This is a genomic window from Longimicrobium sp., assembly GCF_035474595.1.
Classification (GTDB): domain Bacteria; phylum Gemmatimonadota; class Gemmatimonadetes; order Longimicrobiales; family Longimicrobiaceae; genus Longimicrobium.
In genome coordinates this window covers 23,155-44,344 of sequence record NZ_DATIND010000090.1, presented here as the reverse complement: position 1 = coordinate 44,344, position 21,190 = coordinate 23,155, and the positions used below count along the sequence as shown (strand labels likewise).

The window sequence follows — 21,190 nt, the reverse complement described above, 5'->3', positions numbered from 1 at the left end:
TGCCCGCCGACCTCGCCGCGCTGAAGGAGCGTGTGGCCACGATCCTTCGCAACTACTCCAACGAAACTCTCGCCTCCATCACCGGCTACGAGTACCTGCGGAACATCTATTCTGCACAATCAGCTTAAGGAAATGGTATCACATCGGAAGTGGTTGCACCCGAAGCGGTTGGGTGTTGGAAGATGCGACTGAAGTCGCGGCTGCAACGGCACGCAGTCAGCCTTCGCGGACTTCATCGCGGAGCGGGGAAGGCTTCCTTGCGCTGAAGACACATCGCCCCGCGCCGATCCGTTCGGCGCGGGGCGATGTGCAGTTCCGTACTTCCGTACTCTCGTACTTCCGCACTTCTCGTACTGAAGCTCAGCGCTCGCCCTCGGCCTGCGACGGCTTGTCCGCCTGGCCGCTCTTCGCGTCGCGCTCCGTCTCGGGCACCGGGCGCTCGGGTTCGGGCTGGCTCTGCTCGTCCGCCGAGTGCGGGCTCTTGTCGCTGTAGCGCGGGTCCTTCCCGTCCTTCGCATCCATTCGAATCTCCATCTCCCCTGCAGTTCCACTTGGGACCTGGGACTTGGGACTCAGGACTTCTTTTCCCCCACCTCAGTCCGCCGCCGCGTCGTCCGCCGCCGAGCTCGCGGCACGCGCCTGGCCGGCCTCGCCGATGGGCGAGGCGGGGGGCGGGGTGACGATGCGGTCCTCGCTGGGCTCGCGGGTGCGCGGCGGCAGGTTCATGATCTCGCGCAGCTCGGCCTCGTCGACCACTTCCTTCTCCAGCAGCCGCTGGGCCAGCACCTCCAGCACGCCGCGGTCGTCGGTCAGGATGCGGCGCACGCGCTCGTAGGTGCCGTCGATCAGCCCGCGGATCTCGCTGTCGATCTGGCGCGCGGTCTCCTCGCTGTACTGGCGGCCGCCGCCGTGGTCGCCGTCGGCCTGCAGGAACTGCATCCGGCGCGGGCCGGAAAGGTTCACCGGGCCCAGCTCGCGGCTCATCCCGTACTCCATCACCATGCTGCGCGCCAGCTCGGTCACGCGCTCCAGGTCGTTCCCCGCGCCGGTGGAGATCTCGTTGAACACGATCTCCTCGGCCACGCGCCCGCCCAGCAGCACGGCGATGCGGTCCATCAATTCCTGCTTCTGCAGGAGGTAGCGGTCCTCGGTCGGCAGCTGCTGCGTGTAGCCCAGCGCCGCCACGCCGCGGGGGATGATGCTGATCTTGTGCACCGGGTCGGCTGTGGGCACGCGCTCGGCCACGATGGCGTGGCCGGCCTCGTGATAGGCCACGATGGTGCGCTCCTTGTCGTTGATCAGCCGGTTCTTCTTCTCCAGCCCGGCCACGATGCGGTCCACCGCGTCGTCGATCTCGAGCATGCTGACCTCCGACTTGTCGCGCCGGGCGGCCAGGAGCGCGGCCTCGTTCAGCAGGTTGGCCAGGTCGGCGCCCACGAAGCCGGGGGTGCGCCGGGCGATGCGCTCCAGGTCCACGTCCTGCCCCAGCGACACGCCGCGCGAGTGGATGCGCAGGATGTCGAGGCGCCCCTTCACGTCCGGCCGGTCCACCAGGATCTGCCGGTCGAAGCGGCCGGGGCGCAGCAGCGCGGGGTCCAGGATTTCGGGGCGGTTGGTGGCGGCCATGATGATGACGGCCATGCGCGGGTCGAAGCCGTCCATCTCCACCAGCAGCTGGTTCAGCGTCTGCTCGCGCTCGTCGTTGCCGCCCAGCACGCCGCCGGGGGTGCGCGCCTTCCCCAGCGCGTCCAGCTCGTCGATGAAGATGATGCACGGCGCCTGCGCCTTGGCCTGCGCGAACAGGTCGCGCACGCGGGCGGCGCCCACGCCCACGAACATCTCCACGAACTCGGCGCCCGAGAGCTGGAAGAAGGTGACGCCCGCCTCGCCGGCCACCGCGCGCGCCAGCAGCGTCTTCCCCGTTCCCGGAGGGCCGACGAGAAGCACGCCCTTGGGGATCTTGGCGCCCAGCTTGGCGAACTTTTCCGGCGAGCGGAGGAACTCCACGATCTCCTGCGTCTCCTGCCGCGCCTCGTCCACGCCGGCCACGTCCTGGAAGGTGACGCCGGTGCCCTCCTCGCCCACGATGCGCGCCTTGCTCTTGCCGACCGTCAGCACGCCCTGCGTGGGGTTCATCCGCCTCATCATGAAGCTCCAGAACACCACGATCATGGCCACCGGAAGGAGCCAGACCAGCAGGCCCCACAGCTTGCTTTCCTCGGCGCCCTGGTAGGGCACGTGCATGCGCTCCAGCAGCGGCAGCAGCTCGCGGTCCTCGAACGAGGCGGGGAGTGCGGCCGACCACTGGCGCACCCTGGCGCTGTCGGCGATCGCCGGCCTGGGCGTGGCCACGATGGTGGTGGGGGTGATCTCCACCTTCTCCACCTGCCCGGCGGCGATGCGGTTCTTCAGCTCGCTGTAGGCGATGCGGCCGCTGTTCTGCGCGCCGCCCCACAGCATGGTCAGCGCGATCAGCGCCAGGAAGCCGATGAGCAGCGGGCCCACGCCGAAGCGTCCGGGCCCGCCGAGGCCGCCGGTGCGCCTGCGGTCCGTGCCGCGGCGCCTCTCGTTCTGAATGGGAGGTTCCATGCGGGGCCGCAGGCGCAAGCTTTGGACCATGCACGGAGGACAAAAGTGCGGGAGTGCGGAAATGCGGGAGTGCGTGGGTTCCGCGCGTTCTTCCGGCTCTGGCTGGATCATGGGAGATGCGGGAACGCGGGAGTGCCGTGGCTCACCTGGAGCCAGCGCACTCCCGCACTTCCGCACTCCCGCACTTCAGTTCACTGCGGCTTGGGCGCCGGGCGGAAGCGGCAGCACACGCACCCGCTGGTGCAGTCGTCGTCGCCGCCGTCGAACTTCACCGTGCCGGAGCAGCGCGGGGGAACGGTGATGGCGTTCCCCTCCACCGTGCCGCGCACGTCGTCGTACTCGTCGGTGGTGAACGAGCTCACCGTGATGTCGTCGACCTTCAGGCTCAGCTTCTTCATCGTTCCCATCTCCCTGATGATGGTTCATCCCGGACCGCCCCCGCGGCCCGGCCACCGCGGCACTTCCGCCGCGCTTCAGCCGATCTCGCAGTTGTCGATGGTGCACCCGTTGAAGCAGCTTCCGCCCACCGCCGCGGTGCCGCACAGGGCGCAGCCGGTGGCGGGCGTGGCCTCGGCGGCGCGCACGGTGCCCCGCGCCGGGTCCGCCGCGGCGGTGCCGAACGACTCCACGCACAGCTCCTCTACCGCCAGCCTGAACTTCTTCATCGTTTCCTCCCTCGTCCGGGGTTTGCCGCCCGTTCAGACGGTACAGTCGAAGCACGACACGTACTCGGTGCAGAAGCACCCGATGTTCACCGAAGTTTCTCCGGTCAGGGTTGGCCCGCTTCGGCTCACGCGCTCGCGGCGGGGTAGAGAACGCGAACGGACCGTCCGCCCCGAAAGGCGAACGGTCCGCGGATGATTCACCGCCCTCGCGCACGACAACGACAGGTGCACGCTCCCGGCGTCGCCATCGTGGCGGCGGGACGAGAGGGCGAGACGGATAGCGCGTTGCGCATGCGCGTGCATCCCTTTGTGAGCTTAAATGTGCGGTATGCCTCTGACCTTAACTCCCTCCCGCGATTCCATCAAGGCCTGCAAACCTTCGACTTCCATCGCACGGCGTGCCTCGTAGCAGACCAGTGACGAGCGCAATCGCCGTCTGTTCTCGGGATGACGGAGCCTCTATGTGAAGGCTGTTGTGGAGGATTGGGAGATGCAAAAAAGCGGAGGACGCGAAGCAATTCTTCGCGTCCTCCGCGTCTCCGCTTGAGACAGGGCCGCTCAGAACTCCGCGCTCCCCGGCGTGCGCGGGTAGGGGATGACGTCGCGGATGTTGGCGATGCCGGTGGCGTACTGGATCGCCCGCTCGAAGCCCAGCCCGAAGCCGGCGTGCGGCACCGTGCCGTAGCGGCGCAGGTCGCGGTACCAGCCGTAGCTCGCCGTGTCCAGCCCCATCTCGGCCATGCGCCGGTCCAGCACGTCCAGCCGCTCCTCGCGCTGCGACCCGCCGATGATCTCGCCGATGCCGGGGGCCAGCACGTCCATGGCCGCCACCGTCCTGCCGTCGTCGTTCAGCCGCATGTAGAACGACTTGATCTCGCGCGGATAGTTCATCACCACCACGGGGCGGCCGACCAGCTTCTCGGTGAGGTAGCGCTCGTGCTCGCTCTGCAGGTCCATCCCCCACTGCACCGGGAACTCGAACTTCTGGCCGCTGGCCTCCAGGCGGCGCACGGCCTCGGTGTAGTCCATCCGCTCGAAGCTGCTTTCCAGGAACGCCTCGACGCGCTTCACGCACTCGGGGTCCACGCGCTCGGCGAAGAACGCCATGTCGTCGGCCCGCTCGTTCAGCAGGTCGGTGAAGATGGCCTTGAGGAAATCCTCGGCCAGGTCGGCGTCGTCGTTCAGGTCGGCGAAGGCCAGCTCCGGCTCGATCATCCAGAACTCGGCCAGGTGCCGGCTGGTGTTGCTGTTCTCCGCGCGGAAGGTGGGCCCGAAGGTGTACACCCGCCCCAGCGCCTGCGCGTAGGCCTCCACGTTCAGCTGCCCGCTCACGGTGAGCGAGGCCGGGCGCCCGAAGAAGTCCTGCGCGAAGTCCACTTCCCCGCCCGGGGCGCGCGGCAGGTTCATCAGGTCCAGCGTGCTCACGCGGAACATCTCCCCCGCGCCCTCGGCGTCGCTGGTGGTGATGATGGGCGTGTGCACCCAGAAGAAGCCGTTGCGGTCGTAGAAGCGGTGGATGGCCATCGCCATCGTGTGCCGCACCCGGGCGACCGCGCCGAAGGTGTTCGTGCGCGGGCGCAGGTGCGCCACCGTGCGCAGGAACTCCATCGAGTGCTGCTTGGGCTGGATGGGGTACGTCTCCGGGTCGTCCACCCACCCCAGCACCTCGATCTCCGCCGCGCGCACCTCCACCGGCTGCGGGCGCCCGGGCGTGGCCACCAGCTCGCCGCGCACCACCACCGAGCACCCCGCGGTCAGGCGCAGGACGTCGCTCTCGTAGTTCGGCAGCTCCTTCCCCGCGACCACCTGGATGGTGGCGAAGACGGAGCCGTCGCTCACGTTGATGAACGAGATGCCGGCCTTGGAGTCGCGGCGGGTGCGCACCCATCCCTGCACGGTCACGGCGGCGCCCGGCTCCACGGCGCCGGAAAGGAAGTCCCTGATGGTCGGTTTGAGCATGGTCCGCGCGGGTACGGTCGGGCGATTCTAGGCAGCGCGCCCGGCGCGGGTCGCGCGCCGGGCGCCGTCAACTGGAAGCGGGAATCATAAGGGATCGGGCGAAACCCCGCATCCCGCCCCGCAAAGCAACGGATGGACTCACGCGGAGACGCGGAGACACGGAGAGCTCGGCCCATGCGGTGAGTTCTCTGCGTCTCCGCGTCTTCGCGTGAGATCCAGGGGCGATTCGGAATGGGGATGAAAAAAGCGGGGCGGCACCGCGGCCGCCCCGCTCCACGTCTTGCGCCGGGATCGATCAGGCGAGGACCGGATCGGCCTGGCAGTAGATCTGCCCGCTGGCGCTCTCGCAGCCGCCGCCGGTGGGATTGTAGCCGCAGCCGCTCACGCAGCCGGTGCAGCAGCCGCCGATCGGCTGGCTGATGCTGGCCGCGTCGCCGGTGGTGGAGAAAGACTCGACCCTCAGATCGTCGGGGTTCATCATGGGAGTGCCTCCGGGATGGAGAGGAGGAGACCGGCGCTCCGGAGTGGAGCCGCCGCCGGACAGGACGTCCGGGAGGAGGCCGGCGGCCGCGGCGGATGCGCCCGCGGCAGGGGCCGCCGGAGAGGCGGGAGAGGGCGCGGCGCCGATGCGCGCACCCTCTCCCCGGCACGCCGGATCAGGCCGCGGCGATGGTGTTGTTGTCCACGCAGTAGATCTGGCCGCTGGCGCTCTCGCACCCGCCGCCGGTGGGGTTGATGCCGCAGCCGCTGTCGCAGCCGGTGCAGCAGAAGCCGCCGCCGGTGCCGATGCTCATGGTGGCCTCGCTGGTGGCGAACGACTCTACGGTCAGGTCTTCGGGGTTCAGCATCGGAACTGCTCCTGGAGATGTGGGGGATGGGTGGATAGGGCGCTCCGGACGGAGCGGTTGCCGGGCGGAGTGCCCGGCCCGCGGCCGAAAGGGGATGGCCGCGGACGCGAAAGGGAGCCGGAGGATACCGGCTCCCTGGAAGCTCAGAGCGTCAGAGGCACGAGGTGCCCGCGGTGCACAGGGGCGTGGCACAGTTCCGGGTCTGCCCGGCGCCGTATGCCTCCATCATTCCCTCGCCATCCGCATGCGGGGCGGCGAGCGCGAACGATTCGGCCACGAGCGCGTCCAGGTCCAGGCGGATCTTCTGCATCGCCGGGTTTCTCCAGATGGGGGGATCGGAAGCCGCCGGAGACCTGCGGCGCGTGGAGGCGCGGCGTGGCGGCGCACGATGATAATCAAGACCCCGCGATTTGCGCAACGTGTCGCTAAACGTTTGCGGATGTGACACGAAAACGCGCCGCAGCCCGTTGGGGCCGCGGCGCTCGAAACGGGGGGGCGGTGGCTACCGCGGTGGCAGGCACTGCGCCATGCACGACATGTCCTTGATGCAGTAGGTGTAGCCGATGGAGTCGCACTGCGCCGAGCCGACGGGATCGCACCCGCAGGTGTAGCCGTTGCAGCTTTGCTGGCAGGTGATCCCCGCGCAGGTGTTGTAGCCGCAGCTCTCCAGCGCCGGATCGCTGTCGGACGGGGGAAAGCACCCGTTCGGGTACGAGTAGTGGCCGTACACGGTGCCCTGACCGTCGCGCCCGCCGCTGGGCACGAACGTCTCGACCCGCAGCTCCTCGGGATCCAGCCTCAGCTTCCGCATGGTGCGCCTCCGTCGAACAGGTGAGTATTTGATTGCAGTGTCGTAATATGTGCGCTCAGAGGGGCGCATGCCAGTTTGTTGTATCCAAAAAAAGAAAGTCATTATCACATCGAGTCAGCGGAGTCAACGGAGAACTTCTCCGCTGACCGTTGAATCCACGTGACTCCTGCTTCCAGGGGAGGTTCAGGCGGGCACGGCCGCCTCGTTGGACGCCGGCGCCTGGCGGAAGGCGGCGGGCGCGGTGGGGCAGAGCTCGGCGACCACGCAGCGCTCGCAGAAGGCCTTGCGGGCGGTGCAGACGGCTCGGCCGTGGTCGATCAGCAGGTGGGTGAAGATCACCCGCCGCTCCACGGGCAGCAGGGGGATCAGGTCCGCCTCGACCTTCTCCGGGTCTTCCTCGCGCGTGAGCCCCAGCCGCGCGGCGTTGCGCTTCACGTGCGTGTCCACCACCACGCCGTCGGCCATGCCGAAGCCCACGCCGAGCACCACGTTGGCCGTCTTCCGCCCGACGCCGGGTAGGGTGACCAGCGCCTCCATGCTGGCCGGCACCTCGCCGCCGAAGCGGTCCACCAGCGCGCGGCCCAGGCCGATCAGCGCCTTGCTCTTGTTGCGGAAGAAGTTGAGCGTCTTCAGGTGCTCCTCCATCTCCTCCTGCGTCGCGTCGGCGAAGTCGGCGGCCGTGCGGAAGCGGGCGAAGAGCGCGGGCGTCACCCGGTTCACCGCCGCGTCGGTGGTCTGCGCGGAGAGAACGGTGGCGACGAGGAGCTGGAGCGGGGTCCGGTGCTCGAGCGAGCACCGGCTGTCGGGGTACTCGGCGTGCAGGCGGTCCAGGATGTGGATCAGCCGCTCACGGCGCGCGGCTCTGCTTTCTCTTGGCAAGGATCTCCTCGACTTCTTCCAGCTCCCAGGCGTTCAGGACGTTGCGCGGGCCCAGCCACGCCTTGCGGGCCACGCGCACGCCCCACTGCACGTTGTCCAGCGACGCGGTGGAGTGCGCGTCGGGGTTGATGGGGACGAGGACGCCGCGCCGGGCGGCGTAGCGCGCGTTCCGCCAGTCCACGTCCAGCCGCGCGGGGTCGGCGTTGATCTCCACACACACGCCGTGCTCGGCCGCGGCGTCGATCACCGCGCGCACGTCCACCTCGTACGAGTTGCGGCGCAGCAGCAGCCGCCCCGTGGCGTGGCCCAGCATGGTGATGTGGGGATTGGAGACGGCGCGCACCAGGCGCTTCGTCATCTCCTTCTCGCCCAGGTTGAAGGCGCTGTGGACCGAGCCCACCACGTAGTCGAACCCCGCCAGCACGTCGGCCGGGTAGTCCAGCGAGCCATCGGGCAGGATGTCGCTCTCCACCCCCTTGAACAGGCGGAAGCGCTTCTTCCCCCGCCCGCCGTGCTCGCGGTTCCAGCCGTCGATCTCCGCCCACTGCGCGCGGATGCGCATCGGGCTGAGTCCCCCCGCGTACCCGGCCGACTGCGAGTGGTCCGCGATCCCCAGGTAGCGCCATCCGCGCTCCTGGGCCGCCTCGCCCATCTCCGCCAGCGAGGCGCGGCCGTCTGAATACGTCGTATGGCAGTGAAAGGTGCCCCGGAGATCGCCGACCTCGACCAGCGTCGGCAGCTCGCCCGCCGCCGCGGCCTCGATCTCGCCCCATCCCTCGCGCAGCTCCGGCTCGATGAGCTGCAGGCCGAGCGCGCGGTACAGCGCCGCCTCGTCGCGCGCGGCCACGCGCTTCGCGCCGCGCCAGAGGCCGTCCGCCGCCAGGCGCATCCCCATCTCCCCCGCGCGCGCCTCCAGCTGCGCGACGTGCTCCGCGCTCCCGGTGGCGTACACGAGCGCGGCGGCGAAGCGCGCGGGGGCGACGCACACGAGGCGCGCCTTCAGCCCGTCGCTGAACTGGATCTCCGCCCGCTCGGGGTCGATGGGACCCGCCGGTGCGGCGCCGCTCAGGCTCCGGAAGGCGGCCAGGACTTCGGCGGGATCCTTCGACGCGGCGACGAGATCGACGGAATCCACCACCTCCAGGTCGCGCCGCACCTCGCCGGCGAGCTCGGCCTTCGTGACGGAGTCCAGCGTGTGCAGCCACTCCAGCAGCCGCTCGGCCACCTCCAGCGCCGCGTACAGCCGCCGCCGCCCCCGCGCCGCCCGCGCGAAGGCGATGCTCTCGATGATCTTCTGCTCGGTCTTCCCGCCGATCCCCGGGAGCCCGGCCAGGCGCCCCGCGAGCGCCGCCTCTTCCAGCTTGTCGAGCGAGTCGATCCCCAGGTCGGCGTACAGGGTGCGGATGCGCTTGGGGCCCAGCCCCTTGATCCGCATCAGGTCGTACAGCCCGATGGGCGTGTCGGCGGCCAGCCGGTCGTACAGCGACGAGCGCCCCGTCTCCACCAGCTCGCGCAGCACCTCGGCGATGCCGCCGCCCACGCCGGGGAGCGAGGTCAGCCGTCCCTCGGCGGCAAGCCGGGCCAGGTCGGCGCCGCTGGCCTCGATGCGGCGGGCGGCGGTGGCGTACGCCTTGGCGCGGAACGGGTCGCCGCCCACCACCTCCAGCAGCATGGAGATCTCGGAAAGGACGCCCGCGGCCTCGGGCGCCTTCATCCCGCCGCGCCCTGCGGTGCGATGGACCCGCCGCCGGAGAGCCGCACGCGGTGGTAGCCCAGGCGGCTGAGCGGCACCTGCCCGGGGCGGTCCTCGCCGCGGCGCTCGGGCGCGGCGAAGGCCTCCACGTCTTCGGGGTGCGCCTCCACGTACCACATCGCCCGCGCCAGGATCTTCAGCACCTCGCCGGTGGTGAGGATGGAGTAGAGGCCCGCCATCTCCCCGCCGGGCAGGATGTTCTCGAAGTCGCGGGCGCCGTCGCGCGAGCCCTCGGCCCAGGTGGCGGGAATGCCGGGGCCCACCTCGGTGTCGAAGGGGATGACGCTGAACCCCGCGCGGCCGCGGCGCAGCCCCAGCACCATCAGCACGTGCAGGTCGTGGTAGGCGCCGCCCAGCGGGTCGCGCCCCTCGCAGGTGGTGGCGAAGAAGCCGTCGACCGGCTCGGGCGGCACGTCGGTGGCGATGCTGGCCCAGAACAGGTTGGGCGGCATCCGCACGTAGACGCTGGGGACGGGGAGCGACAGGCGCCACCCCTCCAGCGAGGGCGCGGCCTCCACCAGGAAGCGGGCGACGGCGGCGTCCAGCGCGTAGGTGCGCCGCCCGAAGCGCCAGAAGTTGAAGGCGTGGTAGAGAAGGGCGCGGTACTCCTCCAGCATCTCGGGCGGCGCGTCGGCGGGCACCATGTCGCGCGCGGCGTCGCCGGCCAGCGTCAGGAACCCGAAGCGCTCCCGCGCCAGCGGGTCTTCGCCGTGCTCGTCGGCCTCGGCCTGGATGCGGGGGAAGAGCCGGTTCTCGAACCCGGCCTCGCCGAACGCCATCTCGTAGGGGGTAAGAAAGGGCCCGGCCTCGCGCCGGGGCTCGGGTGCCACGCCCGCGTCCGCTTCCGTCAACGCCACCTCCGCTCTGTCGTCATCCCCGGTCGTCGACTGATTTCGTTCCATCATCCGAGCTTCGTCGCGCGCCCTCGACCTCGCGCCCTCCCCCCGCGCCGGAGGGCGCGACCCCCTCCCGTTCCGGGAGAGGGTGGCTTTCCAGCATCGCGCTACCAGCAGCCTTTGGCCGCACCCATGTTCGCACGTGGCGAAGATGCGTCCCAGCTACCTCTCCCGGTACGGGAGAGGTGGACGGCCTGAGCCGACCGGAGAGGGCGCGATGCCGGGCCGACGCTGGCGCATCTCATGCGCGCCGACATCTACTTGCAAACCAGGCGCCGAGAGCGAGGAGTCCCGATTCGCTACCGACGGCAGCACTTCCGGTCAGCCGCTAATCCTCGCCCTCCTCGTCCTCGTCGTCGGCATCGAGATCGATGGTGGATTCCAGCACCTCGGGGCTGCGGCCGCTGAAGAGGGCGCCCAGCTGCTCCCATCCGCCGCGGCGGCGGACGAGGACCACGATCACGTCGACCTCGTCGTCCCACAGCCCCGCCAGCCGGACGAAGTGCACGTCGCCGAGCTCCTCCGGCAACGGCACCTCCATCTCCTCGCCGTCGATGGTGACGCCGATCTCGTCGCGGTTGTCGAACTCGTTCGCGGAGATCTCGCGCTCCACGAACAGGTCGCCATCCACCTCCCACGCGCGTTCACCGACGGGGATGCCGGCGCGGTAGAAGAAAGGCTCGAACTTCCTGCCATCGCGGCGCTTGAAGTTCTCGTCCTCGGCCCAGTCCAGCTCCTCCAGCGCGTCCTCGCCCGCGGCGGACTCGCGGTGGTGGCGCACCTCGTGGGTGATGGTCTCCCACAGCTCCTCTTCCCAGTCGAACTCGGGGTCGAGCTTCGCCAGCTCGCGGAACGAGCCGTGGTACAGGTGCACCCCCGAGCGCACCTCGCCGGAGAACGTGCCGCCCGCGTCGTACTCGCCGGTGGCGCACTCGCCGAGGGTGTAGATGCCGGGCATGGTGGGGTGCGGCACCGCACCGCGCTCCACCAGCACGTACTCCACGCCTTGCCGCAGCTCCGCCGGGATCCCGTCGAAGATCTCCCGCGCCCGCCGCTCGAAGCGCTTGAACTCCATCTCCCTCACCCGCCGTGCCTTAGCGGGAGCGCCACCAGCTCGCGGGTCGCCTCCGCCAACTGGCGCGCGACGCCGGCCGCATCGTCCGCGTAGCGCAGGGGAAACGCGTGCAGCTCCTCCTGCCCCTGCACCGAATCCTTCAGCAGATACGCCTCGATCACCCACCGCGGCTCGGCCCACCGCAGCTCCAGCGACCACGCCCGCGCGGTGCCGTCGTCCAGCTCCGCGTCGGCCCACAGCTCCACGGACGGGATTTCGGCGTCGGGATGCAGGGCGTCGCCGACGGCGTGGACCTCCATCCCCGACCCCGTCTCGCGCACGCCCGGCGCGCCGGACACGCTCGCCCGCAGCCGCCCCAGCGCCCTGCGCGCCCGGGCGATCGCGCGGACCACCTCCGCGAGCTCGCCGCCGCTCACGCGCTCCCTCCCCCGCTCTCGCGGACGTACGCGCCCTCCAGGTACGGCGTCCACCGCTCCCCGTCGCCGGAAACGTCCATGCGATACTGGTAGCTCTGCCCGTCCGCGGCGAACTCCCACACGGCGCGGGCGCTCCCCCGCGGCTCGCGGCGCACCAGCGTGAGCACGCCCCCGCCGAAGCTGCCGCGGAACTCCGCGGGCGTGGTGCGCAGCGAGTCGAACCAGTGGAAGACGTACACCTGCTCCGCGTCGTCCCAGCGCAGCACGCCGTGGCCGGTGAACGCCGGCCGGCCGCCGCGCGCCTGCTCGTAGTCCTGCACCAGCACCTGGCCGCCGAGCGCCAGCCGGTTCACGATGAGCGCCGACGCACTGCCGCCCGCCGGGTCCCACGGCGCCGGGCGGATGCGCTCCTCGCCGCGCCAGGTGCCGGCCATCGTCTCGAGCTTCAGGTGCGCGGGCGCGCGGTCCGGCATCTCCATCTCCACTCCTCTTCGTCGTTCGCGGACGTACGAACCGCATCGGAGCGATGATACGTTCCCGCGCGCGGAATCGCACGGCGGGCGCCGCCGCGGCTGCGTTCCCGATCGCCCGCGCCAGCCGTATGTTTCACCGCGAACGGCGGGGCAAGAAGGGGATCAGGATGAGGATGGGGATGACGTACCGGCTCGCGATCTTCGACTTCGACGGGACGCTGGCGGATTCGTTTCCGTGGTTCCTGCGCGTGGTGAACGAGGCGGCGCGGGTCCACCGGTTCCGGCGGATCGAGCCGGGGGATGCAGAGCCGCTGCGCGGGCTGGACGCGCGGCGCATCATCGAGCACGTGGGGCTGCCGTTGTGGAAGCTGCCGCTGGTCGCGCGCTGGATGCGCCGGCGGATGGCGGCCGACATCGGCTCCATCGCCCTCTTTCCCGGCGTGGACGAAATGCTCCGGCAGCTCTCGGAGGATGGCGTGCGGATCGCCATCGTCAGCTCCAACTCGCCGGCGAACGTCCGGCGCGTGCTGGGGCCGGAGAACGCCGCGCGGGTCGCGTTCTACGGGTGCGGCGTCTCGCTCTTCGGCAAGCGGCGGAAGCTGCGGAAGGTGCTGGCCGGCAGCGGCGTGGCGGCAGCGGAGGCGCTCTGCATCGGCGACGAGATCCGCGACCTGCACGCCGCCCGCGCTGAGGGAATCGCGTTCGGCGCCGTCGCCTGGGGATACACCACCGCCGCGGGGCTGGCGGCGCATCACCCCGAGATGCTGTTCACCCGCGTGGACGAGATCGCCGGGCGGCTGGGGCTTCCCCGCGACGAATCTCCCGCGGTGTGACGGAAGCCCCTCACCGGCGACTGAAGTCGCAGCAACAACCACGGGAAGCCTCGCAAACCGCGCGAGGCTGATCCGCTCGTGACTCGCCGCGGCGCTCACGGCCGATCTCCTCCCTCCACCCCAATGCTGGATGGCAGTCCCGCAGGGACTTCGTGCCGTTGTTGCTGGCGAATTCCATTCGCCTGAACGCGGGGCCCCGTCGCCCGCCCGGAACGCCCTGTGTCGCGATGGGCACGCATCACGGCGAAAAAAGGGTTGTGCTCCCGCTTTGGACGATGGAGCTTGGGCAGGGGGACAAGACGCTCACACCGCCCGCACCGCCACCGGCGCGGACAAGGCCGAGGCGCAGCGCCTGCTGGCGGCGCTCGGCAGCCTGGACGCCGCCGGGCTGAACGACAACTGGATCACCCCGTGACCGCCCGAGGTGCGGCACCGCACTCGCCGGGAGGAGAAGGCGGAGGGGGATGATGGACGCCGAAACGCCCGAGCGCACGCTGGACGGATTTCTCGACCGGTTCACGCCGGAGGTCGCCGCGCTCGCGCGCGCGGCGCTGGCCCGGATGCGGGCACGGCTCCCCGGCGCGGTGCAGATGGTGTACGACAACTACAACGCGCTGGTCGTCGGGTTCTGCCCCGGCGACCGGCCATCGGAGGGGATCTTCTCCATCGCCGTGTACCCGCGCTCGGTGGCGCTCTGCTTCCTGCAGGGCGCCGGGCTGGCGGACCCGCACGAGCTGCTGCGAGGAAGCGGCACGGTCGCGCGCCACCTCCCGCTCGCCCGCGCGGACGACCTGGAGCGCCCCGAGGTGCAGGACCTGGTCGCCCGCGCGCTGGCCGGCGCCCGCACGCCGCTGGACCCCACGCGCCCGGGGCGGCTCGTAATTCGCTCAGTCTCCGCCAGGCAGCGCCCGCGCCGCCCCGCGAACGAGTGATCCATCACCCCCCCCAGCCCCGGTCCGCCGATGCGAAGAAACGTCGTCCTCATCCTCTCCGCCGCGCTCGCCGGCCTGAGCTCGTGCACGCCCCCGCCGCGGGTGGTGGCGCCGCCGCCGATCCCCGGCGCGGCGGGGGTGCTGGCGCGCGCCATCGGCCAGGCGGGGGGCGCGGAGGCGCTGGAGCGCGCGCGGGCGCTGTCGTGGAAGGGCGAGGCCACGGTGCGCGCAGGCGGGCGCACGGTGCGCATCGAGGGCGTGTGGGCCGTGCAGCCGCCGGACACCGCGGTGGTCTCCACCTGGGAGGAGGGGCGCGGCCGGGCGACGGAGCGCTCGCTGGTCTACGCGGCGCCGCGCGGGTGGATCGTGAGCGGCGGGCGCTTTCAGCCCATGCCGGCCGCCATGCTGGCCAACGAGCGCGACGAGTTCTTTCTGTACCAGGTGATGCGGCTGGTGCCGTTGCGCGCGCCGGGGGTGACGCTGGCCGAGATCCCGCCGGACTCCGCGGGGCAGGCGGGGATCCGCGCGATGGTGCCGGGGCGCCCGCCGGTGGAGCTGTACGTGGACGCCACCGGGCGCCTGGCGCACGTCCGCATGCCCGTGCGCGACCCGGCCGGCGGCGCCGCGCCGGTGACGCAGGACGTGTGGCTGCAGGGCGCCGCCGAGGAGGACGACGTGGTGTGGCCCACCAGCATGCGCATCACCCTGAACGGCGCGCCGTACTTCGACATGGAGATCCACGACCTGGAGACGATGGAGCGCCTGGAGGACCCGCGCCTGGGCGGCCCGCGCTGAATCGCTCATGGGTTCGCGAGTCCATGACGGGCAATCACCCGTGCATTACAAACGCACAAAGAGACGTCATCCTGAGGCCGACCACACCGTCGCTTTCCCCGCACCAGCGGTTGCAGGCCGAAGGATCTATCAGCGAGGTCGCACGTGCGCTGCCGGATTGCACGACGGATCTCCCGAGTATCGCAAACGAAAGGAGATGGAGATGGAGCCGCAGGACAACAAGAAGCTGGCGCTGCAGAAGGCCATCAGCTCCCACGAGCAGGCCGAGGCCGCGCTCGCCGACCTGATGAAGGACGAGGCCGACCCGCGCTACACCGAGATGCTGGAGCGCGTGCACGCCACACTGGCCGAGCTGCGCGCCGCGGCCGGCGCCACCGCCCCCGGCGAGACGGTGTAAGCCGGCCGTCTCGTGGCCCCGGCGCCGGCGGGCGATCCGGTCGCCGTCGCTTCATCCGCCCGGACGACGCGGTCGCCGGGTGGCTGCTGGCGCCCGGCGGCACGCGCATCCGCGAGATCCACGTCGCGCGCGTGCGCTGATCCCGCCTTTCTCCCTTTATTCCGATCGCACCCGTGTCCATCCTCATCTATCTCGTCGCCGCCGCGGCGGTGGTCCTCGCGCTCGTGGCCGCCGTCCGCGCCTTTCGCGCGTCGTCTCCGCCGCCGCCGAGGTCCGGGACCGCGGCGCCGCCTTCACCGTCCGCCGCCGCGCCGGCGGACGAGCATGCGGCGGACGAGCGGTGCCTTCGCTCGACGCGGCGATGGCGAAGGCCGCGGCGTTCCGGCGCAGCGCCTGGCTCCCCGTGGTGGAGGACGGGGACGGAGACGCGGCGGCGTCGAAGTTTTCCGGCGCTCCGCACCTGGCCGGTGGCGAGGCGTGGCCGGCGTGCGGAAACTGCGGCCGGCCCATGCAGCTCTTCGTGCAGCTGAACGCCCGCGACCTTCCCGCCGCCGGCCGCGCGCGCCTGGGCGAGGAAATGCTGCTGCAATTCTTCTACTGCACCAGCGACGACCCGCTCTGCGAGGACGACTGCGACGCATGGCAGCCCCACGCCGCCAGCACGCTCCTTCGCCTCGTCGCCGCGCCGGAGGGCAGCAGAGGCGATCGGGGGACGGAGATTCCCGCGGCGATGTTCCCCGCGAAGCGCATCACCGGCTGGACGGAGGCGGCGGACTATCCCTTGTGGGACGAGTACGAGGAGCTGGGGATGGAGATGAGCGACGCCGAGGCGGACGTGCTGGGCGACGCCTTCCCCGTTCCGGCGAGAAGCTGCTGGGATGGCCGCTCTGGGTGCAGTCCGCGAGCTATCCCGCGTGCCGCGTCTGCGGCTCGCGGATGGAGCACCTCTTCCAGATCGATTCCGAGCGGAACCTGCCGCACATGTTCGGCGACGTGGGCGTGGGCCACATCACGCAGTGCCCGCGGCACGCGGCGGAGCTGGCGTTCGGCTGGGCGTGCCACTGACCGCGGCCGAAGCTCGAAGACGGCGGGGCTGGCGGCGCCAGGCGCACGCCGGCCCCGCTTTTCGTGAGACACAGCCGTTTCCGGCGAAGGCCGTAACACTCGCACCGGCTTGGCGGCGATGTTAGGTTGTGTCGCCGGAAGCCCCGAAAAGCGCAGTGCGGGAGTGCGAAAGTGCGCGGGCTTCGGCGTGAAGCCGGCACTCGCGCGGAAACCGGCGCACTCACGCACTTCCGCACTCACGCACTTCAGTTTACTGGAGATCGAAATCCGTTGGCGGACGTCGTTGTGATCACCACCGATGACCTGGAGCCGGCCGTCCGGCTCCGCGGCGCGTTCGAGCAGGCCGGGATGCGCGTGGAGCTGCTCGCCGCCGGCGAGTCGGTGGCGGACGCGCTGGGCGAGCCCATCCTGCTGGTGATCACCGGCGGGCTGCGCGAGCGCCGTGCCCGCCAGATGGTGGCGCAGGCGCGCGAGCGCGGACGCGTGCCCATCATCGGGCTGACCGAGCCGACCGAGCCCTCGGGGCGCGAGGTGTGCCGCCAGCTGGGGATCAGCGAGTGCTTCGGCAAGCCCATCGACCCCGAGGAGGTGGCCCTGGTGGGCCGCCGCCTGGTCCAGCGCGAGGAGCTGCGCGAGATCACCGGGATCGTGGGTGACACCGAGGAGATGGAGGGGGTGCTCGAGCGCATCGTCCAGATCGCCCCGGTGAACAGCACCGTGCTGATCCTGGGCGAGAGCGGGACGGGAAAGGAGCTGGTGGCGCGCGGCATCCACGCCCTTTCGCCGCGCCGCCACCGCCCGTTCATCGCCGTGAACGTGGCCGCGCTGCCGGAGACGCTGCTGGAGAGCGAGCTGTTCGGCCACGAGAAGGGCGCCTTCACCGGCGCGTCCAGCCTGCGCAAGGGGTTCTTCGAGCTGGCCAACGGCGGCACCATCTTCCTGGACGAGATCGGCGAGATGCCGCTGTCCACGCAGACCAAGCTGCTGCGGGTGCTGGAGGAGCGCGAGTTCCGGCGCGTGGGCGGCGAGGACCTGCTGCGGGTGGACGTGCGCGTGCTGGCGGCCACCAACCGCGACCTGCGCGAGCAGGTGCAGACCGGCCAGTTCCGGCGCGACCTGTACCACCGCCTGAACGTGCTGCGCATCGACCTTCCGGCGCTGCGCGAGCGGCGGGCCGACGTCACGCGGCTGATCGACCGCTTCATCCGCGAGTTCAGCGCCGAGCACGACCGCCCGTTCATGGGGATCGACCCCGAGGCGGTGCGGGTGCTGGCGGAGTACGACTGGCCGGGGAACGTGCGCGAGCTGCGCAACCTGATCGAGAGCATGGTGGTGCTGGCCCCCGGCCGGGTGATCCGCCCCGAGGACATTCCCGCCGACGTGCGCTACAGCCGCGGCAACCGCGCGCTGATGCCGGTTCCCATGCCGCGGCAGGCGCCCGCGACGGCGGCCGGGGTGCCGGTGCAGGCGAACGGGAACGGCGGGCCGCCGCCGGAGCTGGAGTTCATCTTCCGCACCATGTTCGACATGCGGATGGATCTGGACGACCTGCGGCGCGAGTTCGAGATCTACAAGCAGCGCCATCGCGAGCCGGTGACGCTGCCCGGGGTGGCGATCGGCGGCGGGGCGGGGATGCCCGCGGCGCTGGGGTGGGCGCCCGCCCCGCCGCCCGAGCCGGAGCCGCCGGAGGAGCGCGGCGTGGTGGTCTTCCGCCCGGGGATGACGATGCAGGACCTGGAGCGCGAGGCCATCGGCGCGGCGCTGCGCGAGGCCCGCGGCAACCGCCGCCGCGCCGCCGAGATGCTGGGCATCGGCGAGCGGACGCTGTACCGCAAGCTGAAGGAGTATCACCTCGAGGCGTGACCGGCGTCTCCTGTGCGGGACCGGCTTCGTCGCGCGTCCCCAGCCCGGCGGGATCTCACGCGGAGACGCGGAGAACTCACCGCGCCACGAAGGTATGGTGAAATGCGAAGGGCCTCCCTGCTCGATGGCGGGGAGGCCTTTTGCGTTTGCGGCGATGAATCCATCAATGGAAAAATGCGACTGAAGTCGCGGCTACAACGGCACGCAGTCCGCCTTCGCGGACTTCCGGTGCGGGGGAAGATTCGGGCGCGGGGGGGTGCGTCTCCGCACGCGGAGCCCACGCACTTCCGCACTCACGCACTTCCGCACTTCTGTTCTAGAACTCGCCCCGCAGCAGCTTTTCGATGAGCTCGTGCACGCGCAGGTCGTCGTCGGCGCTGGAAGAGGGCGCGGGCGGAGGGGATTCGCCGTCCACAAAGCGGCGGCTGTAGAGGAGGATGCGGCTGACCGCGAACTCCGAGATCACCTTGCGGAAGCGGCTGGCGAACGCGGGGTCCGCGGCAACCTTGGCGTCGATGTCGGCGCGGCGCACGCTCATCAGCACGCCGTCCGTGGCCGCGCGCACCGAGCCGCCCGGCGGCACCTGGTTGATGTACGACACCTCGCCCAGCACCTCGCCCGGCCCGATCCGCTGGATCTCGGGGTCGCCCAGCGACCGCGACGACACCACGAACTCGCCTTCCAGCACGAAGTGGATGTGCTCCGGGGTCACGCCCTCGGTGATCACCTCCTCGCCGGCGCGGACCCGCCGCTGCTCTCCAGCAGACGCCAGCCACTCGGCATCTTCGTCGGCGAACTCACCCAGGTAGGGCGGAAGTCTGGGCAAGGCCGTCTCCGGTATCTTCATGGCCGCGGCGCTGCAAGGACCTCGCGGCGATGCAGGCCTTCGATGAAATTGGACGCCTTGAATGCGCCGGGTGACATTAGCGACCGCCCCGCTGCGAGTCAATCCTGCGGCGACTGCCGCCCGCCCTCATGGAGCCTTTGCTCGTGCCCGGCCGCGGCCGCAACTCCGCCAAACTCCGGCCTGTTCCGCAACCGACTTGCAGAAGCCGCGACAGCACAGGACGGACTTTCATCCTGATTGGACGGACCGGCCCGGCGGTTTTCCATCACCCGCGGTTCGCGCCGGTTTGCGTGAAGATGGACATCCCGCGAAAGGCGCCCGATCCACCTTGCTGTATTGGCACCCATCCGCCGATTGCATGCGGGAGTGGAACCCGGGCCCGATCCGATCGCCAGCCCGGAAGACGTCACGAGGCACCCGTCCGGGGGGACGTACTGGACGGTGCCGGCTCCTTCGTCCTTCCCGCCATCCCATCGTCCAGAGGACGACCGCCATCGGCTCCGGGTCACACGAAGCGGCGCGAACGAGCCGCGCCGCAGTGCCAAAATCCGCGAAAATGCAGGCGCATTCTTCCGCGTTCCCGCTGCCGTCCTCCGGCGCCCGCTACCGCTCAATACGTTCCGGCGCAACGGTTTGCGAGCCGGTGGCCGTGTCGCCGTCCTGAGAGGGGATTCGGGGATTGCGCAGGGAGGATCGGGGCGACTCGCATCCGCTCATCGATCTTCCGCTCACCAGACGGCGGAGGCCCGCCGGGACTGATCCCGGCGGGCCTCCCTGGTACCGATCCGTCGATGCGGGTCAGGCGAACTGCGCCTGCTCCGTGCTCCCGGTGAGCGCCGCGGTCGACGCCTCGCCGCCGGTGACGGTCATCAGCACCTTGTCGAAGTATCCGGCGCCGACCTCGCGCTGGTGCCTGGTGGCGGTGTAGCCCTCGGCCTCGCGCGCGAACTCCTGCTCCTGCAGCGCCACGTACGCCGTCATCCCCTCTTCCGCGTACCCCTTCGCCAGCTCGAAGGTGTGCAGGTTGATGAGGTGCCAGCCGGCCAGCGTCACGAACTGGAACTTGTATCCCATCGCGTTCAGCTCCGTCTGGAACCGGGCGATGGTGTGCGCGTCCAGGTTCTTCTGCCAGTTGAAGCTGGGCGAGCAGTTGTACGCCAGCATCTTCCCGGGAAAGCGCGCGTGCACCGCGTCGGCGAAGCGGCGGGCCTCGTCCAGGTCCGGCGTGCTGGTCTCGCACCAGAGCAGGTCGGCGTGCGGGGCGTACGACAGCGCGCGGGCGATGGCCGCGTCCACGCCGCTGCGCACGCGGAAGTACCCCTCGGCCGTGCGCTCGCCGGTGCAGAAGGGCCTGTCGCGCTCGTCGATGTCGCTGGTGAGCAGGGAGGCGCTGTCGGCGTCGGTGCGCGCGATGAGCACGGTGGGCACGTCCTGCACGTCGGCCGCCAGCCGGGCGGCCACCAGCGTGCGGATGAACTGCGCGGTGGGGACCAGCACCTTGCCGCCCAGGTGCCCGCACTTCTTCTCGCTGGCCAGCTGGTCCTCGAAGTGCACCCCCGCGGCGCCCGCCTCGATCATCGACTTCGTCAGCTCGAAGGCGTGCAGCGGCCCGCCGAAGCCGGCCTCGGCGTCGGCCACGATGGGCACCAGCCAGTCGCGCTTCGCCTCGCCATCGCCCTCCGCCCATTCCACCTGGTCGGCGCGCTGCAGCGCGTTGTTCAGGCGGCGGACCACGTTGGGCACGCTGTTGGACGGGTACAGGCTCTGGTCGGGGTACGTCTGCCCCGACAGATTGTTGTCGCCCGCCACCTGCCAGCCGGACAGGTACAGCGCCTCCAGCCCGGCCTTCACCATCTGCACCGCCTGCGCGCCGGTCAGCGCGCCGAAGGTGCGCACCGCGTCGTCCTGGTGCAGCCGTCGCCACAGCCGCTCGGCGCCGTGCCGTGCCAGCGTCTGCTCCACCTTCACCGACCCGCGCAGCCGTACCACGTCGGCCGCGGTGTAGCCGCGCTGGACGCCTTCCCAGCGGCCGTCGGTCAGCCACTGGATCTCCAGCTCCCGCACCTGCGCCTCGAAGCTCTCCCGGCTCATCGG

General features: G+C 70.8%; 24 protein-coding genes. 7 read left to right on the top strand and 17 right to left on the bottom strand.

The window, feature by feature from the left end; translation table 11 throughout:
- Window positions 1-360 precede the first annotated feature (360 nt).
- The 15 genes from VLK66_RS16330 to VLK66_RS16260 form a co-directional block, all read right to left on the bottom strand.
- Window positions 361-534, bottom strand: coding sequence for a hypothetical protein (locus tag VLK66_RS16330; RefSeq protein WP_325310517.1), 174 nt, complete (start codon window positions 532-534; stop codon window positions 361-363).
- A 60-nt stretch (window positions 535-594) separates the two neighbouring features.
- Window positions 595-2,589: an ATP-dependent zinc metalloprotease FtsH gene (gene ftsH / locus VLK66_RS16325; RefSeq protein WP_325310516.1), complete on the bottom strand. Its 1,995-nt coding sequence runs from the start codon at window positions 2,587-2,589 to the stop codon at window positions 595-597.
- 191 nt (window positions 2,590-2,780) lie between these two features.
- Window positions 2,781-2,987 carry a hypothetical protein gene (locus VLK66_RS16320; RefSeq protein ID WP_325310515.1) on the bottom strand — a complete coding sequence of 69 codons (207 nt, stop codon included), beginning with the start codon at window positions 2,985-2,987 and terminating at the stop codon, window positions 2,781-2,783.
- Between the two features lie 75 nt (window positions 2,988-3,062).
- Complete coding sequence (locus VLK66_RS16315; protein ID WP_325310514.1) at window positions 3,063-3,254, bottom strand: hypothetical protein; 192 nt, start codon at window positions 3,252-3,254, stop codon at window positions 3,063-3,065.
- Window positions 3,255-3,812: 558 nt separating this feature from the next.
- Window positions 3,813-5,213: an asparagine--tRNA ligase gene (gene asnS / locus VLK66_RS16310; RefSeq protein WP_325310513.1), complete on the bottom strand. Its 1,401-nt coding sequence runs from the start codon at window positions 5,211-5,213 to the stop codon at window positions 3,813-3,815.
- Between the two features lie 295 nt (window positions 5,214-5,508).
- Complete coding sequence (locus VLK66_RS16305) at window positions 5,509-5,694, bottom strand: hypothetical protein (protein WP_325310512.1); 186 nt, start codon at window positions 5,692-5,694, stop codon at window positions 5,509-5,511.
- 175 nt (window positions 5,695-5,869) lie between these two features.
- Entirely contained in the window at window positions 5,870-6,061 is a 192-nt protein-coding gene (locus VLK66_RS16300) for a hypothetical protein (protein WP_325310511.1), read from the bottom strand.
- A 151-nt stretch (window positions 6,062-6,212) separates the two neighbouring features.
- Complete coding sequence (locus tag VLK66_RS16295) at window positions 6,213-6,371, bottom strand: hypothetical protein (protein WP_325310510.1); 159 nt, start codon at window positions 6,369-6,371, stop codon at window positions 6,213-6,215.
- Between the two features lie 192 nt (window positions 6,372-6,563).
- On the bottom strand, window positions 6,564-6,872 hold the full coding sequence (locus VLK66_RS16290; RefSeq protein ID WP_325310509.1) for a hypothetical protein: 309 nt from the start codon (window positions 6,870-6,872) through the stop codon (window positions 6,564-6,566).
- Between the two features lie 183 nt (window positions 6,873-7,055).
- A complete protein-coding gene (gene nth / locus VLK66_RS16285) occupies window positions 7,056-7,751 on the bottom strand; it encodes an endonuclease III (protein WP_325310508.1) in 696 nt (231 codons plus the stop codon).
- The gene (polX, locus tag VLK66_RS16280; RefSeq protein WP_325310507.1) at window positions 7,720-9,465 is read right to left on the bottom strand and encodes a DNA polymerase/3'-5' exonuclease PolX; all 1,746 of its coding nucleotides are present in this window, start codon (window positions 9,463-9,465) and stop codon (window positions 7,720-7,722) included. The genes nth and polX overlap by 32 nt, the downstream gene beginning before the upstream one ends.
- Window positions 9,462-10,355, bottom strand: a complete 894-nt coding sequence (locus VLK66_RS16275) for a hypothetical protein (protein ID WP_325310506.1) — start codon at window positions 10,353-10,355, stop codon at window positions 9,462-9,464. The genes polX and VLK66_RS16275 overlap by 4 nt, the downstream gene beginning before the upstream one ends.
- 373 nt (window positions 10,356-10,728) lie before the next feature.
- Window positions 10,729-11,475: a hypothetical protein gene (locus tag VLK66_RS16270; RefSeq protein ID WP_325310505.1), complete on the bottom strand. Its 747-nt coding sequence runs from the start codon at window positions 11,473-11,475 to the stop codon at window positions 10,729-10,731.
- 5 nt (window positions 11,476-11,480) lie between these two features.
- Window positions 11,481-11,891 carry a hypothetical protein gene (locus tag VLK66_RS16265; RefSeq protein ID WP_325310504.1) on the bottom strand — a complete coding sequence of 137 codons (411 nt, stop codon included), beginning with the start codon at window positions 11,889-11,891 and terminating at the stop codon, window positions 11,481-11,483.
- Entirely contained in the window at window positions 11,888-12,364 is a 477-nt protein-coding gene (locus VLK66_RS16260) for a DUF1579 family protein (protein WP_325310503.1), read from the bottom strand. The genes VLK66_RS16265 and VLK66_RS16260 overlap by 4 nt, the downstream gene beginning before the upstream one ends.
- A gap of 179 nt (window positions 12,365-12,543) precedes the next feature.
- Here VLK66_RS16260 and VLK66_RS16255 point away from each other — a divergent pair, with 179 nt between their 5' ends.
- The 7 genes from VLK66_RS16255 (at window position 12,544) to VLK66_RS16225 (ending at window position 18,249) form a co-directional block, all read left to right on the top strand.
- Complete coding sequence (locus VLK66_RS16255; RefSeq protein ID WP_325310502.1) at window positions 12,544-13,197, top strand: HAD hydrolase-like protein; 654 nt, start codon at window positions 12,544-12,546, stop codon at window positions 13,195-13,197.
- Window positions 13,198-13,465: 268 nt separating this feature from the next.
- A complete protein-coding gene (locus tag VLK66_RS16250; RefSeq protein WP_325310501.1) occupies window positions 13,466-13,612 on the top strand; it encodes a hypothetical protein in 147 nt (48 codons plus the stop codon).
- A 49-nt stretch (window positions 13,613-13,661) separates the two neighbouring features.
- The gene (locus VLK66_RS16245; RefSeq protein ID WP_325310500.1) at window positions 13,662-14,129 is read left to right on the top strand and encodes a hypothetical protein; all 468 of its coding nucleotides are present in this window, start codon (window positions 13,662-13,664) and stop codon (window positions 14,127-14,129) included.
- 30 nt (window positions 14,130-14,159) lie between these two features.
- Window positions 14,160-14,924: a hypothetical protein gene (locus VLK66_RS16240; protein ID WP_325310499.1), complete on the top strand. Its 765-nt coding sequence runs from the start codon at window positions 14,160-14,162 to the stop codon at window positions 14,922-14,924.
- Window positions 14,925-15,120: 196 nt separating this feature from the next.
- The gene (locus VLK66_RS16235; RefSeq protein ID WP_325310498.1) at window positions 15,121-15,321 is read left to right on the top strand and encodes a hypothetical protein; all 201 of its coding nucleotides are present in this window, start codon (window positions 15,121-15,123) and stop codon (window positions 15,319-15,321) included.
- A gap of 340 nt (window positions 15,322-15,661) precedes the next feature.
- Window positions 15,662-16,453: a DUF1963 domain-containing protein gene (locus tag VLK66_RS16230; RefSeq protein ID WP_325310497.1), complete on the top strand. Its 792-nt coding sequence runs from the start codon at window positions 15,662-15,664 to the stop codon at window positions 16,451-16,453.
- A 203-nt stretch (window positions 16,454-16,656) separates the two neighbouring features.
- Window positions 16,657-18,249, top strand: coding sequence for a sigma-54 dependent transcriptional regulator (locus VLK66_RS16225; protein WP_325310496.1), 1,593 nt, complete (start codon window positions 16,657-16,659; stop codon window positions 18,247-18,249).
- 316 nt (window positions 18,250-18,565) lie between these two features.
- Here VLK66_RS16225 and VLK66_RS16220 read toward each other — a convergent pair whose 3' ends face one another.
- Window positions 18,566-19,075, bottom strand: a complete 510-nt coding sequence (locus tag VLK66_RS16220) for a Crp/Fnr family transcriptional regulator (RefSeq protein WP_325310495.1) — start codon at window positions 19,073-19,075, stop codon at window positions 18,566-18,568.
- A gap of 819 nt (window positions 19,076-19,894) precedes the next feature.
- Window positions 19,895-21,187, bottom strand: coding sequence for an isocitrate lyase (gene aceA, locus VLK66_RS16215; protein ID WP_325310494.1), 1,293 nt, complete (start codon window positions 21,185-21,187; stop codon window positions 19,895-19,897).
- Window positions 21,188-21,190 lie beyond the last annotated feature (3 nt).